This window comes from Hymenobacter crusticola (assembly GCF_002154225.1).
GTDB classification, from domain to species: Bacteria; Bacteroidota; Bacteroidia; order Cytophagales; family Hymenobacteraceae; genus Hymenobacter; species Hymenobacter crusticola.
Genome location: NZ_MTSE01000007.1, coordinates 34,837 through 50,032, shown reverse-complemented (window position 1 = coordinate 50,032; position 15,196 = coordinate 34,837). Strand labels below are relative to the sequence as shown.

The 15,196-nt window shown below is 55.0% G+C and carries 14 protein-coding genes; 5 read left to right on the top strand and 9 right to left on the bottom strand.

What is annotated here, in order from left to right:
- Positions 1-143: 143 nt before the first annotated feature.
- Entirely contained in the window at positions 144-1,409 is a 1,266-nt protein-coding gene (locus tag BXP70_RS14450) for a putative DNA modification/repair radical SAM protein (protein WP_086594812.1), read from the bottom strand.
- A gap of 301 nt (positions 1,410-1,710) precedes the next feature.
- Here BXP70_RS14450 and BXP70_RS14445 point away from each other — a divergent pair, with 301 nt between their 5' ends.
- The 4 genes from BXP70_RS14445 to BXP70_RS14430 all read left to right on the top strand — a co-directional run bounded on the left by BXP70_RS14445 (position 1,711) and on the right by BXP70_RS14430 (position 6,173).
- A complete protein-coding gene (locus tag BXP70_RS14445) occupies positions 1,711-3,654 on the top strand; it encodes a BamA/TamA family outer membrane protein (protein WP_143436507.1) in 1,944 nt (647 codons plus the stop codon).
- Between the two features lie 214 nt (positions 3,655-3,868).
- Positions 3,869-4,708: a CvfB family protein gene (locus BXP70_RS14440; RefSeq protein WP_086594810.1), complete on the top strand. Its 840-nt coding sequence runs from the start codon at positions 3,869-3,871 to the stop codon at positions 4,706-4,708.
- Between the two features lie 146 nt (positions 4,709-4,854).
- Positions 4,855-5,523 carry an NAD-dependent epimerase/dehydratase family protein gene (locus BXP70_RS14435; RefSeq protein WP_086594809.1) on the top strand — a complete coding sequence of 223 codons (669 nt, stop codon included), beginning with the start codon at positions 4,855-4,857 and terminating at the stop codon, positions 5,521-5,523.
- A 77-nt stretch (positions 5,524-5,600) separates the two neighbouring features.
- The gene (locus BXP70_RS14430; protein WP_086594808.1) at positions 5,601-6,173 is read left to right on the top strand and encodes a hypothetical protein; all 573 of its coding nucleotides are present in this window, start codon (positions 5,601-5,603) and stop codon (positions 6,171-6,173) included.
- 72 nt (positions 6,174-6,245) lie between these two features.
- On the opposite strand, the gene BXP70_RS14425 is transcribed toward BXP70_RS14430, so the two are convergent.
- The 8 genes from BXP70_RS14425 to BXP70_RS14390 form a co-directional block, all read right to left on the bottom strand.
- Positions 6,246-6,524 carry a hypothetical protein gene (locus BXP70_RS14425; protein ID WP_086594807.1) on the bottom strand — a complete coding sequence of 93 codons (279 nt, stop codon included), beginning with the start codon at positions 6,522-6,524 and terminating at the stop codon, positions 6,246-6,248.
- Positions 6,525-6,633: 109 nt separating this feature from the next.
- Positions 6,634-7,632, bottom strand: a complete 999-nt coding sequence (locus tag BXP70_RS14420; RefSeq protein WP_086594806.1) for a DUF4249 domain-containing protein — start codon at positions 7,630-7,632, stop codon at positions 6,634-6,636.
- 88 nt (positions 7,633-7,720) lie between these two features.
- Entirely contained in the window at positions 7,721-10,129 is a 2,409-nt protein-coding gene (locus BXP70_RS14415) for a TonB-dependent receptor (RefSeq protein ID WP_086594805.1), read from the bottom strand.
- A gap of 355 nt (positions 10,130-10,484) precedes the next feature.
- A complete protein-coding gene (locus BXP70_RS14410; RefSeq protein ID WP_086594804.1) occupies positions 10,485-11,159 on the bottom strand; it encodes an OmpH family outer membrane protein in 675 nt (224 codons plus the stop codon).
- 171 nt (positions 11,160-11,330) lie between these two features.
- On the bottom strand, positions 11,331-12,296 hold the full coding sequence (gene rimK / locus BXP70_RS14405) for a 30S ribosomal protein S6--L-glutamate ligase (RefSeq protein WP_086594803.1): 966 nt from the start codon (positions 12,294-12,296) through the stop codon (positions 11,331-11,333).
- A gap of 62 nt (positions 12,297-12,358) precedes the next feature.
- Positions 12,359-12,838, bottom strand: coding sequence for an ATP-dependent zinc protease family protein (locus BXP70_RS14400; protein WP_086594802.1), 480 nt, complete (start codon positions 12,836-12,838; stop codon positions 12,359-12,361).
- A gap of 32 nt (positions 12,839-12,870) precedes the next feature.
- A complete protein-coding gene (locus BXP70_RS14395) occupies positions 12,871-13,995 on the bottom strand; it encodes a PQQ-dependent sugar dehydrogenase (RefSeq protein WP_086594801.1) in 1,125 nt (374 codons plus the stop codon).
- A 94-nt stretch (positions 13,996-14,089) separates the two neighbouring features.
- Complete coding sequence (locus BXP70_RS14390; protein ID WP_086594800.1) at positions 14,090-14,380, bottom strand: 2TM domain-containing protein; 291 nt, start codon at positions 14,378-14,380, stop codon at positions 14,090-14,092.
- Between the two features lie 178 nt (positions 14,381-14,558).
- Between BXP70_RS14390 and BXP70_RS14385 the strand changes: the two genes are divergently transcribed.
- Positions 14,559-15,128, top strand: coding sequence for an O-acetyl-ADP-ribose deacetylase (locus BXP70_RS14385; RefSeq protein WP_086594799.1), 570 nt, complete (start codon positions 14,559-14,561; stop codon positions 15,126-15,128).
- The last annotated feature ends 68 nt before the right edge of the window (positions 15,129-15,196 follow it).

Here is a 15,196-nt window from a genome sequence, read left to right as displayed (position 1 = left end):
AGTTCTATACTGTGTTAAGCTGCTGAGGCAAAAACTATGTACAAACACTATATTTTCCGGCCTGAATACAATAAGCTCGCCAAAAACCCTGTTTGCCAAAAACTTATGCTTATATTCAAAGCGCATTGCGCGGCCTGACCGCTCTACCCGGCCTGGGCAAAGAGGTCAAGCTGTTGCGTAACTAAGGCCGACCGCACCGACCCTGCCCCAAACAGAATCTGGCGGCGGATACTTTGCTCATCGTAGTCGCGACGTTCTAGGGCTTGGCCGCGGCACGTGATGAAGAACTTAGCCCGCTTCATGACCACCCCAAACTTTTGCAAGTGGTCAAGGGAAAGGCTAGTGAAGCGCCGGGCCGCCACGATGCGTTTCGCCGACCTAGCGCCGATGCCTGGCACGCGCAGGATCATCTCGTAGTCAGCGGTATTCACATCGACCGGGAACACATGGCGGTTGCGCAGTGCCCAAGCTAGCTTCGGGTCAATTTCAAGATCGAGGTGTGGGTGCTGCGGGTCCAAGATTTCGTCGGCCTGAAAGCCGTAGAAGCGCATCAGCCAATCGGACTGGTACAGGCGGTGCTCCCGGATGACGGGCGGCTGGGTGAGTTGCGGCAGCCGTGCGTCGTCGGTGATGGGCACATAGCCGGAGTAGTACACGCGCTTCAACCCATATCCTTTATAGAGCGAGTCTGATAGCTGCAAGATCTGGTGGTCAGTTTCGGGCGAAGCACCCACAATGAGCTGCGTGCTCTGACCGGCCGCGGCGAACTGCGGCACCTTCTTGAACAGCGCCTTCTCCTCCTTATTCTGCACGATGTTGTCGCGGATCTGCTCCATCGGCGTCAGGATTTCCTCGTAGTTTTTCTCAGGAGCTAGGTTGGTCAAGCTCATCTCCGAGGGCAGCTCGATGTTCACGCTGAGGCGGTCGGCGTAGAGGCCGGCTTCCTGAATCAACTCCGGCGAAGCGCCCGGAATCGTCTTGACGTGGATATAGCCGTTGAACTTATGCTCGGTGCGCAGCTTCTTAATGATGCGCACAAGTCGCTCCATCGTGTAGTCGGGCGAGGAGAAGATACCCGAGCTGAGGAACAAGCCTTCGATGTAGTTGCGGCGGTAAAAATTCATGGTCAAGTCCACTACCTCATCCACCGTGAAAGCAGCCCGTTTCACGTCATTGCTTTTGCGCGATACGCAGTAGGCACAGTCAAAAATGCAATGGTTGGTGAGTAGAATCTTGAGCAGCGACACGCACCGACCGTCTTCCGTGAAGCTGTGGCAAATGCCCATACCTTCAGCATTGCCGAGGCCACGGTTCTCATTTTTACGTTTGCCACCGCTGCTGGAGCACGATACATCGTACTTCGCGGCGTCTGCCAAAATACTTAGCTTTTCCTGAATACGCTCGTTCATTCGGAACCAATTTTCGCCTTAAAAATAGAAGCTTGTTCTCATATACGCACTATATCATTAAGCTAATTTTTTTAGGAAAAGTTTCGTTACCTAGGTTCTTTTGTAGTCATAAGCCGCTGCTTTTGGCCTGCACGAAATGCTGTACTGTGCTCGTTATACCTAGCAGTGGTGTGTTGGCTCAGCCAAAAGCGGCGCCTATACGCGCGTTGCTTTCTACTGCCCTCATCAATTCGTATCTTGCCTGTTGCCAAACGGCCCGCACCACTCGTTATAGGGCCCGTTTTGTTTGCTATTTCCCCTGATGCTCCGCTTCGTGTTTGCTCCTCGCCTGCTTAGCCAACTCTTCTTGGGGCTGGGTTTGCTGCTGTTGCTAGCGACCAACGTGGTGTACGCGCAGCAAACTACCCAGCCAGTCGTTAGCGACTCTGCCCGCACGCAGCCCGCCGCCCGTCCCGACTCGTTGCGCCGGCGCTTCGATCAAGAGCGCATGCTGAATGGGTTGAAGGCGTACACCAAGCGCAAAACCATTGCCGGCAAAGCCGCGGCGGCGCTCTTCAACTTTCGAACACGCCAAGAAGACCGGGCGGGTCTCGATGTCGCATTGCTTGACCGCCAGTTCGACCAGCACAACTACAAGGTTGTGCGCAGCATTAATATTACCACCCTCGATGCGTTCGGTTATAGCATCGCCGACCCGAACCGGGAACCCCGCAACATTTTGGAGAAAAGCGGCAATATGCTGCACATCAAAACCTCACGGGCTAGGGTGCGGCAGGTGCTGCTGTTTCGGGTGGGCGACGAGCTAGAGCCGCAGGACCTAGCCGAGTCGGAACGCCTACTTCGCCAGACCTCAGAGATTCTGGATGCGCGCGTGTTTGTGAACGAGGCCACCACCACCGCCGACAGCGTGGACGTGCAGGTGATTACCAAAGATGTATTTAGCATCAGCGGCACGCTGCAAGTGCGCGACGTAGCGGCGGGGGTTATCGGGCTGCGCGACAACAACTTTCTGGGGCAAGGCCACCAGTTTCGGAACCGCTACGAGTACGGCCGGGGCAAAACGCAAAGCTGGAGCTACCGGGGTAGCTATCAGGTGCCTTTTCGCAACTTCATTTACGCCCAGGCACGCTACCGCAACGAAGACCAGTACCGCCAAGGCGGCTTTTCGGTGTTCCGCGACTTTGCTTCCGTTAATACAAAGTATGCGGGCGCTTTTTCAATGGAGTCGTATTATCAGGGAGTTCCCTTTGTTGCCTCTCCCGGTACGACGGATGAGCAATACGTCTTTTACCCGCTGCGCTATAACACGCAAGACTTATGGGTTGGTCGGGCGTTTCACTTGCATAGCTACGACCTAGGTTACGAAAACCCCGGCCGGATGATTGTATCCGGACGCTTGCTGCGTACACGCTACACCAGCATTGCCGATTCGATTAAAGCCAATCCGGATTATCAGTACGATAATGCGTTGCTCGGCCTAGCCACTATTGGCTACAGCGTGCGGCGCTACTACAAAGACCGATACCTTTTTGGCTTTGGCCGCACCGAAGATATTCCGACTGGCTCCCTCGTAAGCCTCACCACGGGGTATGAGCTAAATGCGCGGCAGAATCGTCGTTACGTGAGTCTGCGCACGGCGTATGCCGGCTACAGCTTGCGCCACGGTTACCTCTATATAAGCGGCGAGTTTGGTAGCTACGTGCGCACCGAGGACAACGACTGGCAGCAAGGCCTGCTTAGCAACGAGCTACTGTATTTTACGCGTCTTTACCATGCTGGCAACTATCAATGGCGCAGCTTTTTGTGGGTACGCTCACTCATCGGATTTCACCGACGCCCAACCGATTACCTAATTTTGGACACGCGGCGCGGCGTGCGAGGGTTTTCAATTGATGAGCAGCTGCGGGGGCAAAGCCGGTTTTTGCTCAACTATGAGACGACGGTCTACACTCCCGTTTCCATCCTAGGTTTCCGATTAGCCGGGGTTGCTTTTATTGATGCGGCGTGGCTAGCTACTACGCCGGGTCGCTCCGATCCTTTTCGCGAAAAGCCGTACACAGGTTTCGGCATCGGCTTTCGCTTCCGCAACGAGTACACGGCCATTCGAACCATCCAAATTTCGCTTGGCTTCTATCCACGCGGCCAAGTAAGCGGCAGTAGTTTTCGGCTGTTCGAAAACACTTCCAACTACTACAACTTCAGCGACTTCAACTTCGCGCAGCCTGGCGTGGTGCGCTACGAGTAGTTTTCCAATTGCTCGTTATGCTCTACCATTTACCCGTTAGTAGCATTCGCCTAGCCCCTGTAAGCTAGCTATTCATTTATAGCGGATAACTAGCAACCGAATGCAACGGCCCAGGGTATTTATGGACGTACTTTGCGGTTTCACAAAAGGATTACGCATCGCTCCTCGTAAAATACGACTGGTAGTTGGTAACTGTTAATTGGTAATTGAAAACATGAACCTAGGTGATTATAATGATTTGGAAGTAGCGCGCTTCGTCGATTTTGGTCTCTACCTGAGCTCCGACGATGGCGACTTGCTGCTGCCTAACAAGTACGTTCCCGAGGGCACCCAGCTAGGTGATGTGGTGCACGTATTTGTGTACCGCGACTCAGAAGACCGCCTGATTGCCACTACCTTGAAGCCACTGGCGCGTGTGAATGAGCTAGCGGCCCTCACCGTGCGCGACGTATCCGAACACGGCGCTTTCCTGGATTGGGGCTTGGAAAAAGACCTGTTTCTTCCTCACCGCAACCAGCGTAACAACGTGCGCCCTGGTCAGCGCCTAACGGTGTACGTGTACCTCGACGAAACTTCCGACCGCATCGTGGCTTCGGCGCGCTGGGAGAACTTTCTGCAACCCGACAAACCATTTGAAGGGAAGCCCGGCGATGCGGTACAATTGTTTGTAGCCCAGGAAACTGACCTAGGGTATACGGCAGTGGTGAATGGGCAGTACCTAGGGTTGCTGTATTATAACGAGGTATTTCGTCCGTTGCGCCTCGGGGACACGCCCACTGGCTATGTCCGCCAAGTACGGCCCGACGGCAAAATCGACTTGCGACTTCAGAAACCCGGCTACGAAGAAGCCGTGGATGCCGCCGATACCTTGCTAAATGCGCTCCGCGCGGCACCCAATCAGCGACTTCCCCTATCCGACAAGAGTGAGCCTGACGACATTTACCGGCGTTTGGGCATGAGCAAGAAGGTATTTAAGAAAGCCCTCGGCAGCTTATATAAGCAGGGGCTGGTAGAGTTGTCGCCCGAGCATACGCAGCTTGTGGACAAGCCGTAGACTATTCAGCTGCATTCTGTTTCCTGGCGCACCTAAGCAGACAACCTCTGCTTGCTTCGTATCGTCTTATGGCTCGGATACTTCCCTAGCGGCCGCAAGTTGTAGTGGCTGCTACGGCGCGACAGTGCCGTTCTATTCCGACCGCTATGAAACCAAATAAAACCGCGCTTATTGCTGGCGCTACGGGCCTAGTGGGTAGCCAATTGCTGCCGCTTCTGCTCGCCTCCGACCGCTACGCTAAGGTCATTACCGTGGGACGCCGGCCGTTGCCCCTAGTGCACCCTAAGCTAGAACAGCGCGTGCTCGACCTAGACCACCTAGAGGAAGCGCGACTCTCGCTCATTGCCGATGATGTGTACTGCTGCCTAGGCACTACCATGAAGCAAGCAGGCTCTAAAGAGGCTTTTTACAAAGTTGATTATCTGTATGTGGTGAAGTTGGCGGCCCTCACGGCGGCCAACTTCGCTTCGCAACTCTTGGTAGTGTCGGCCATGGGAGCCGATGCCGAGTCGCGCCTCTATTACAACCGAGTAAAAGGCGAAATGGAAGACGCCGTGCGACAAACGCAGTTTCGGGCAATTCATTTGTTTCGGCCGTCGCTGCTACTGGGTGAACGTGCTGACAAGCGCGTGGGCGAGCAAATCGGTGCCGTGCTGATGAAACTGCTAAGCCCTTTGTTGCTAGGTCCACTGCGCAAGTATCGGGCAGTGTCGGCTCGCGCTGTGGCGCAGGCTATGATGCATGCGGCCGAGGAAGAAGGGGGCGGGGTGCGTGTGCACTTATCAGATGAAATTGCGGCGACAGGTAGCCGTTAGGTCCAACTAACCTGAGCATGTTTGGCATGTTAAGTGTGTGCTGGCGAGAAATAATTCACCTTTATTTCTCTGTTTTAATGACAACACGCTTATTCCGCTTAACAATTTTAGCGCTATGCCTTTCTTCCGTAGCTAGCTTTGCCCAACGCAAAAAAAGCGCCCCCGCAGCTAACGCCGGGTATCAAACAGGTATTGGCCTGCGTGCTGGCGGTTATTCTTCTGGCCTCACCATCAAGCATTTTCTGAGTGGCAAAAACAACGTCGCCGTCGAAGGACTGGTCACGACGGAGTATGCCGCGCACGGGGCCCGCTTCACGCTGCTGCTGGAGAAGCACGTGCCAGTGAAAGACCTCAAAGGTTTGCAGTTTTATTACGGTGCCGGTGGTCACCTAGGCGCTTATCGGGGCCGCTACTACTTCGAGGATGTGCGGTATCGCCGCGGCAAGAAGTATGATTACTACTACGTCTACTACATCAACGATGACCGCACCCGCGTAGCCGGCGGCGCCGACTTAGTGCTAGGTCTGGAGTATAAAATGGACGATCTGCCTTTCGTGATTGGCGTTGATTACAAGCCGTTTTTTGAAGTGTTCAACGGCTACACCGGTTTTTATCATGATGCGGCTGTCAGCCTACGATTTACGTTCTAAACAAAAGAGCGCCTAAAAAGCAAAAGCCCCGCTGCGAGAGACACAGCGGGGCTTTTTTTATAGCTAGGTTGACTACCGTACCCGCACAGACCGGTGAGGCCGCACGTTGTTGTGGTAGTAGCCAGGGCGCGGACCCGGCATCGGGCGGTAATACCGGGGCCGGTCGACGATAACCGTGCGTGGGCGGTAGTAAGGCCGGGCGGGGTAGTAGCGCGGGCCATAATAAGGCCCATAGTACGGACCGGGCGCTCCAACGCCTACACCTACGTAAGCAGGACCAGAAGCAACGCAACTAAAAAGCAGTTGGCTAGCCAAAGCTAGCACGACAAATATTGGAAGGCGCGTTTTCATAAGTAAGATGACTGCCTGGGGATTACAACCAAGAATCATATCTTTTAGACGCTAAAAAATCACGAAGGTTTAATCAGAACCTGGTTTTTTTGTTACCACTCATATAGGCTCAAAACAGCTTGATACGGTACGTGGCATCAGCCGCGCCGCCGAACAAGCCGTAGCCCGGTTTGACGTTGGAAGCGAGGGGTGCCGGTTCGGCAAAGGGGTTGTCTCGCGTCTCTTCGTAGCTATGGCTCGACTGATAAAACCGGTACGCCTCCGGCGTCATATTGCTCACTCTGACCTCGACATAGCCTAGCTCCTGGCAGACCACCGGCCGCGACGGCGAACTGTAACAGCCTCCTACATAGTAGCTCACATTAGCGCTGAGAGAGAATTGCTTACCGCTCACGTTGGTGTCCGCGTAGGGGTTTAGGTTGGTGCCAAACGAGTAACTATCTCCTGAAAGCTCAAAACGGCCAACCTCAAAATCACTATCCTGGTCGTCGAAATCGGTATAAATGGAGGAGGCCTGAATGGCTTTACCTTGTTTGTCCAACAAGCGCACAAAGGCGGCGTAGTAATCCGTCGTCGACGGGTTGTCGGTGAGCGTAATGGTGAGCCGGGCTTTGCCTTGCGTGTTCCCACCTAACATGCCGCCGGAGCGCACTACAAAAGTAGCATCGTCGATGACGGGCTTGGTGGGCATTGTAAGAGTGCTTTCTACGGTTTCGAAGCCGGGCACCGAGGCGCGTAGCGTATAAGTCTGGCCCGCTTGCCCCACTAGGCCCATCGTGGGCGTGTAGTAGCCGGAAGAGGGGTAATAGTAATCTAGTTTGCGCGGGTAGCCCGCCTTGAAACGTTCCACCACGGCTCCCGTGGCATCCTGTATTTCGATACGGGCATCGTCGCGGCCAGCGAGGTCTCTTGTGTCGAACAACCGCTTGCTATAGCTGACAAATGGCTGCCGCGTGACGGATAGTACATTGCTCGTGTCGAGCGCTTGATCACTGAGTGTGTAGAGCAAGGCAATACGCGGCGTATGGGCTGGTTCGGGCAGCGTCACTGTTGACTCGCAACCGGCCAAACCTAAGGCAAACAGTAAAAAGGTGGCTAGCTTTTTCATAGTTTCACTCGATAAGTAACTAGTTCTTGGGCACTAGTAGCCAGGCGTCTGGCTCGTTCAACAGCTCAGTTAGCCCGTGGCTTTCCACTTAAAATCGGAAGCTTTTGCTGAAGGATGGGATGATTGGGAATAGGGAAATTTGCTTGTAAGCGGGCTTTCTCTCCACATTGCCATTCTGATCCTCCCGCCCTTCCTGAAAGTAGATGTAGTAAGGATTCTTGCGGCTATAGAGGTTGTAGAAGCTGAGACTATTCACCACTTCGCCCCAGCGTTTCTTCTTAGTTTTGCTCAGGTCAACATCCATGCGGTGGTAAGCGCGCATGCGGTAGCTGTTCCGGTCGCCGTAGTCGTCGTAGGTAGCATAAGGACCTAGCTGAAAGCGCGCCTGCGAAAGTGTAACGGCGTTGCCGGTGCCGTACACCCACGTGCCGGATAGCGTGAGCGTTGGGCTAAACTTGTGAATCACCACCAACGACGCATCGTGGCGCCGGTCGTACTTATAGGGGAAGATGCGGCCTTGATTTAGCTCGGAAAAGCGGCGCTTGCTCCAGGCTAGGGTATAGCCGATCCAGCCCGTGGTGCGGCCGGTTTTCTTCTGAATAAAGAACTCCCCGCCGTAGGCCCACCCTTTGCCGCTGGTCACCTTATCCTGCCAGTTGTTGTCGGTAGTGCCCAAAAAGCTAGCTCCCTCGCGGTACTCGATCAGGTGGCGCATGGGCTTGTAGTACGTCTCGAAGCTAAACTCGTAGTCTTCGTCGTGGAAGCGCAAGTCGCGGGCAAAACCTAGGCTAACTTGCTGAGCCCGTTGGGGCTGTACTTTGGCCGTGGCCGGCACCCACAAGTCGGTGGGCAGACCGATGCCGCTGTTGGTGAGCAGGTGAATAAACTGCGTGGTACGGGCGTACGAGGCTTTCAGGGCCCACTCCGGAGTTAGCAGGAAGCGGGCCGATACCCTAGGCTCGATGGAGTTATAAAACTTGCCTTCCACCAGAAAGCCGTTTAGGCGCAGGCCGCCATTCACCTTCAAGCGCTGCGTCACGCGGTAGTCGTCTTCGGCGTAAATGCCAGCTTCGCTGGCCATGGTGCGCGCCACCGAATTCAGTTGATTACCTAGGTCGCTGCTGTTATCCTTAACCTGCAAGGCTCCCGGACGAAACGAGTGCAGAATGTATTGCCCGCCGAAACGAATGTAATGGTCGGGGTTGGGCGCATAATCGAGGTCCGTTTTAATGCTCAGGTCCCGAATGTTGGACAGGTAGCGCAGGTTGAACTTGTCGGTGCGCACTTCGTCCTGGGTGTGGTAGCGGTTCTCCTGCTCAATGCCAACGTTGAACTGGTACTTGCTGTAGGTCACGTGCGTGTTCATGAACAGTTGGTCGTTCAGCAAGTGGTTCCAGCGTAGGCCCGTCGTGAGGTTGCCCCACCCTAGGTTTGAGTTGTTGCGGTCGTAGTCGCCGTCTTCTTCTTTGTCGGTGTAGCGCGCGTAAAACTTATCGTAGCCCGTGTAAGCACTCAGGTAGAGCCGGTCGCGGCTACTTACTTTCCAGTTGAGCTTCGCGTTGATATCATGAAAAAAGTAGCCCACGGTAGCTGCCTGGCCAGTCTCACTCCGGGTAGCAGCCCAGATGATGGGCCTAGCTAGCAGATCGATGTAGGTCCGGCGGGCCGAGATGATGAACGAAGCGGTGTCTTTCTTGATAGGCCCTTCCAAAGTGAGTTTAGAAGCCACGAGACCAATGGCGCCTTCTCCCTGAAACTTCTGCATGTTGCCCTCCTTCATGGAGATGTCCAGCACCGACGATAGGCGCCCGCCGTAGCGCGCCGGAAAACCGCCTTTGATCAGCTCCACGTTGTTCAAAGCATCGGCGTTGAACACGGAGAAAAAGCCGAACAGGTGCGAAGCATTGTACACCGGCGTTCCATCCAGCAAGATCAGGTTCTGGTCGGGTGAGCCGCCGCGCACGTAGAGGCCGCTGGTGCCTTCACTGCCGCTCTGCACGCCAGGCAGCAGTTGAAGCACCTTCAGCACGTCGGTTTCGCCTAGCAGCGCGGGCAGATTCTTGATCTGCGCCACTGGCACGTTGATGGTGCCCATGCGCGTAGTCTGCGCAATTTTTTCTTCCTGACTACGACTCCCAACTACCTCCACGCCGGCTAGCTCTGCCGTCAGGGGCCGCAGCTGGAAGTTGTGCGCCACATTGCGCCCGGCGGCAGCCGCAAACCGCAACTTCTCATACCCTAGGTACGACACCAGCAGCCGCGCCGAGTCGCCCTCCGCGACGGGTAGCGTCAGCGAGTAGAAGCCGTAGTTGTTGGTGGCGGTGCCCTGCCCCGTGCTAGGGCTCACCACTGCCACTCCAATAAGGTTCTCGCCCGTGCTCCGGTCGCGCACGTACCCACTGATGGTCACCTTCCCCGCTTGCTGTGCCCACCCCACCGATCCGGTCGCCACTACTAATCCTACCCCACCGATTATCCCACGGATAAATCTTACCATAAAGAAATAGTTTAATTATTCCTAGCTATTAATTGTCAAATATATACAGCCAACGAAGCCCTCCACCTTCGTATTTGGCTGATAGAGGCCGACTACAGAAAAAAGGTTGGCAGCTCAGCTCGAAAATGGTGTGGACTCAAGCTAGGCCGAAGCACTCCTCTCTTTTTGGAGGAGGCGTAGGTGGTGTAGCTAAAGCTGGAATACTACACCTAGCTACCTGTTCAACGACAAGAACTACGCTCAACCACTGCTCAAAAAGAGGAAGTTAAATCCTTATACCAGTGCTAACGATGCACAAAAAAGCCCGCTGCTTTCTGGAAGCAGCGGGCTCTAAAGTAGTTTGCTATGCTAGGTCTTACTTCTTTGAGTAAGAGGCATTCAGGTGCTTCAATACTTGCGGCGTGATATCGAGGTCTTTGCGGCCGTAGGCAATGGTGCCGCTGGGCGCCGCGATCAGGATCATCTCGTAGCCGTTGTCTTTGCCGTACTGCTCCACCAGCTTGTTCACACGTTCCAATACTTGCTGGGTCACCTTGGCTTCTTCTTCCGCGGCTTGCTGCTGAAGCTTCTGCTGCTGCTGGCCTACTTCGGCTTGCTGGGCCTGGAGGCGTTGCTCGGTGGCAGCGCGCTGCTCGGGCGTGAGGCTAGCGGCCTGCTGCTGATACTTCTGTACCGCCGACTGAAATCCACCTACTAGGTTACGGTTTTGCCGCTCCCATCCTTTGGCCTTCGTCTCAAAATTACGCCGGGCATCCTGCATGCCTTTGTAGCCATCCAGCATTTTGGTCGACTCCACATAAGCAATCTTGCCGTGCAAGATGGGTGTAGCGGCCGCTGGGGTAGGCTTCGCTGCTGTGGTGTCGGCGTTTGCGACAGAGGTTGTTTTGGTAGAGTCAGCACTCGTACTGGCTTGCACTACGGCGGGCTGCGCGGGCGCTTTGGCCGACTTATCGGAGAAATGCAGGTAAAACAATACGGCTACCGCTACAACGAGCACCGCGTCGATAATCAGGCGCAATGAATTATTCATTAGGTGGGATTAGTGAAGAGAAAACGCCTTGAAAGGCAGACCAAAGAAACGCAGAAACTAGCAGGCACGAAAATCGGGAGGCTAAAGCCCGACACGAACGCAGCTGTTGTGGTCCGCGCAGTGATAGGCTCTTCCTAGGTATTCTGTGCTGTGCAGGCTACCACGTTCAAGCTAGAACGCCGCCACGTCCGATTGCGTATCGGGATGCGGCTCGTGCTCCTTGCTTTTGCCTTTGGCTTTCTTGCTTTTGCTCTTGCCTTTGCGCTTGGTCAACTCCTCTGTGTACTCGATAATTTTACCGGCAATATCGAGTCCGGTTGCTTTTTCAATGCCCTCTAGGCCCGGCGAGGAATTAACTTCCAGCACCAAGGGGCCGCGCTTACTTTGCAGCATATCTACGCCCGCAATGTCGAGCCCCAGCGCTTTGGTAGCTAGCAGTGCGGCGGCTTTTTCCGCCCGGCTCAGCTTCACGAGCTGCCCCGTGCCACCACGGTGCAGATTGGAGCGAAACTCCCCCTCTTTTCCCTGCCGCTTCATAGCGCCTACCACTTCGCCATTTACCACAAATGCCCGTAGATCAGCCCCTTTGCTTTCGGCAATGAATTCCTGCACGATGATGCGTGCTTTGAGGTTATGGAAAGCTTCGATAACTGATTGCGCCGCCTTGGCTGTCTCGGCCAGCACGACACCTAGGCCCTGCGTACCTTCCAGCAACTTGATAATTACGGGGGCGCCGCCGACCTGCTCAATCATCTGCGGTACTTCGTCAGAGTAATTGGTGAAGGCCGTTTTGGGCATCCCAACACCAGCACGAGCCAGAATCTGCATGGAGCGCAGCTTGTCGCGCGAACGCACAATGGCTTGGCTATCAACAGCTGTTCGGACCTTCATCATCTCAAATTGCCGTACCACGGCCGTGCCATAGAATGTAACCGAAGCCCCGATGCGCGGAATAACGGCGTCGAAATCGGTGAGGGTTTGGCCTTGGTAGATAATGCCGGGCTTACCTTTTTCCAGCACGAGGTTGCACCGCAGGTGATCTACCACGATGGCTTCGTGGCCGCGCAGCTGGGCTGCTTCCACCAAGCGCCTCGTGGAATAGAGCGTGGGCTCACGCGACAAAATCGCCAGTTTCATGCAGAAAAGTTTCGTAAAGGGGTGGGACGCGGAAACCGGGTCAAAAGTACGGCACCTAGCTTTCAAGACCGCATACCGCCGGGCGCAAATCGTTTCTTCTGGGCCTCGTACCGCTTCGACACGTCGACCAAAAAGCCGCCGCGCCGTAGCAACGACCGCCCAATGAGCACGGGGTACTTCATATCGGATCGGTCGGAGAGGGAGAACTCCGTCGTAAAATCTTCTTCGAACAGCCGAATTACCGTTCGAATGACGTAGCGCCGTTGCGCTTCGCCAATGGAGCTCTTGATAGTACGCAGCGAGAAGTCAGTAAATTCCATCAAGTACCCATCAAAATTCGGGTGTGCGTCGTCGAGCAGGTTCACGCGCAGCCGCGTTTGGCCGTCGGCTAGCTTTATCACCTGCATATTGGTGCAGTGAATGGCGCCGGTGTAAGCACCCGTGTCGATCTTGGCTTCTACGCCTTCAATCTGAAACTGAGGAAAATCGACCAACTCCAGTCGCCCGATGATGCGCTTTGGAACGTGCTTCTTTTTCTTCATGAGCCGAATGTAGCGCGCAGCAGGAAGTTTCGTTAGCCTTTGTAGCTGATACGGTACACCGCATCATTTTGATCATCAGAAACGAGCAGCGAGCCATCCGGCAGTTGCAGCAAGCAAACGGGACGGCCCCACGGGGTCTGGCCTTGCAGCCAGCCCTGGGCAAATGTAGTATAGCCAGTAGCTTTTTTGCCACTGGCGTCGAGCGTTACGAGGCTAATACGGTAGCCTATTTTCTGGCTACGGTTCCAGGAGCCGTGTTCGGGAATAAAGATCTGGTTGCGGTACTTGGCCGGAAACTGCTTGCCCGTGTAAAACTTCATGCCCAGTGCGGCCACGTGCGGACCTAGCTTTTGGGCCGGCTTCACGAAGCTGTCTGCCACTTTGCCTTTGCTCAGCTCGGGGTCGGGCACGTCGCCCGCAAAGAAGTACGGGAAGCCGAAGTTCAGGCCAGCGGTTGGGGCGCGGTTCAGCTCGTCGGAAGGTTTGTCGTCGCCGAGCTGGTCGCGGCCGTTGTCGGTAAACCAGAGCGCTTTATCCACGGGGCTCCAATCAAAGCCGACCGTGTTGCGCACGCCTTTGGCAATGGTTTGAAACCCTGAACCATCGGGGTTCATGCGGTTAATGGTGGCAAAAATGGGTGCTTCGGGCAGGCAGGAGTTACAGGGCGCTCCTACCGGCACGTAGAGTTTGCCATCGGGTCCAAAGGCAATGTAGCGGTAGCCGTGCCACTCTTTATCGGGCAGCTTGCTGTACACCACCACGGGCTTAGGGCTAGCTTTCAGCTGTTTGGCAATGTTATCGTAGCGCAGCACGCGGTTTATTTCAGCCACGTATAAGGCGCCGTTGCGCACGGCCACACCGTTGGGTGAGTTTAGGCCGGTGGCAATGGTAATGACCTCATCGGCGCGGCCGTCGTGGTTGCGGTCGGGCAGGGCGTACACTTTGTTGCCAACGCTGCCCGCGTACACCGTACCATCTGGCCCCACGGCTATTTCGCGGGCGCCACTCACGTTCTGCGCGAAGTAACTAATGGTGAAGCCCGGCGGCAGTTTGATCTTGCTCAGGTTTGCATCGGCCGGAGCCGTGGGGCGCTCGGGCGCAAAAGCTAGGCTCAGGGGCGCTAGCAAGATGGTTGGTAGAAATCGGCGGAAGCGCATAAGAAAGTAGCTGCGTAAAAGCGTAACTGCATAAGATTACATCCTGTTCAACGGATTTTTCTCTTATGTAGCTACGCTTTTACGCAGCTACTTTCTAGCGAAGTTTTTCTTGTTTTTGGCGGAGCAGCCGCTCGTACTCACGCTCCATCATCGTTCCTCGGCCGTAGCCACCGTAAGTATTAACACCCTGAATGAACAAGCCAAAGCCCCAGAAGATAGTAGACCAAGCGGGCCAAGGCAAAGGATAGAACTGATGACGCGAAGTGACGGCCCAAATGATCCACAGCAGCGCATTAACGGCTAGGTAAGTAAACAAGCTAGCCTTGAAGCGAGCACGGGATTTTGCTTGGTGCCAGAGTTGGGGGTCGCGGGGTGTCGTTTCCATGGTGCAGCGATTATAAGGAGAGGTTTTGTTCTTGATTGATGATCAAAGCTAGCTTTCCCTACTGCCCGCTGAAAAACAAAGCTACCCAAGCGGTAGCTTTCAGCGTTGAACTGTTTGAAAAGACAGATGAACGGTAATCGCCGGTCAGCTGCTTATTCCTTTTATCGCTAGTTGTCCTATGGCCATCTCCTCCCCTCCTGCTAGCTGGCGCACCCAGGCCCAAGCATTCGGTCGCATTTTACTCTACCAAGGCGATATTACGAAGCTCGATACTACCGGCATCGTTAACGCAGCTAATTCATCGTTGCTCGGCGGTGGCGGCGTCGATGGAGCCATTCACCGTGCGGGCGGCCCCGAGATTTTGGAAGCTTGCCGCCGCTTGCGCGCGGGTCATTATGGCAAGGGCCTAGCTACTGGCGAAGCAGTGATTACTACCGGCGGACGGCTACCAGCTAAGTACGTTATTCACACCGTCGGCCCCGTGTGGAATGGCGGGCAAAAGCGTGAAGCCGAACTGCTTGCTAACTGCTACCGCAATAGCCTGCACCTAGCTACTGAGAACAATTTAGAAAGTGTTGCTTTCCCTGGTATCAGCACGGGCATTTATGGCTATCCAAAAGCCGAAGCCGTTACCATTGCCGTACGCGAAGCGCGTGAGTTTTTGGCGAAGAATCAGGTGCCAGCAATAGTTGTGTTCGTTGCCTTTGACGCAGAAAATCACCGGTTGTATGAGCAAGAACTGACCTAGGGTCGTCATCTTTCCTCCGTTAGCCCGACGCCCACGGCGGCCGACTGGTTGTCGGAGTGGTCCGCACA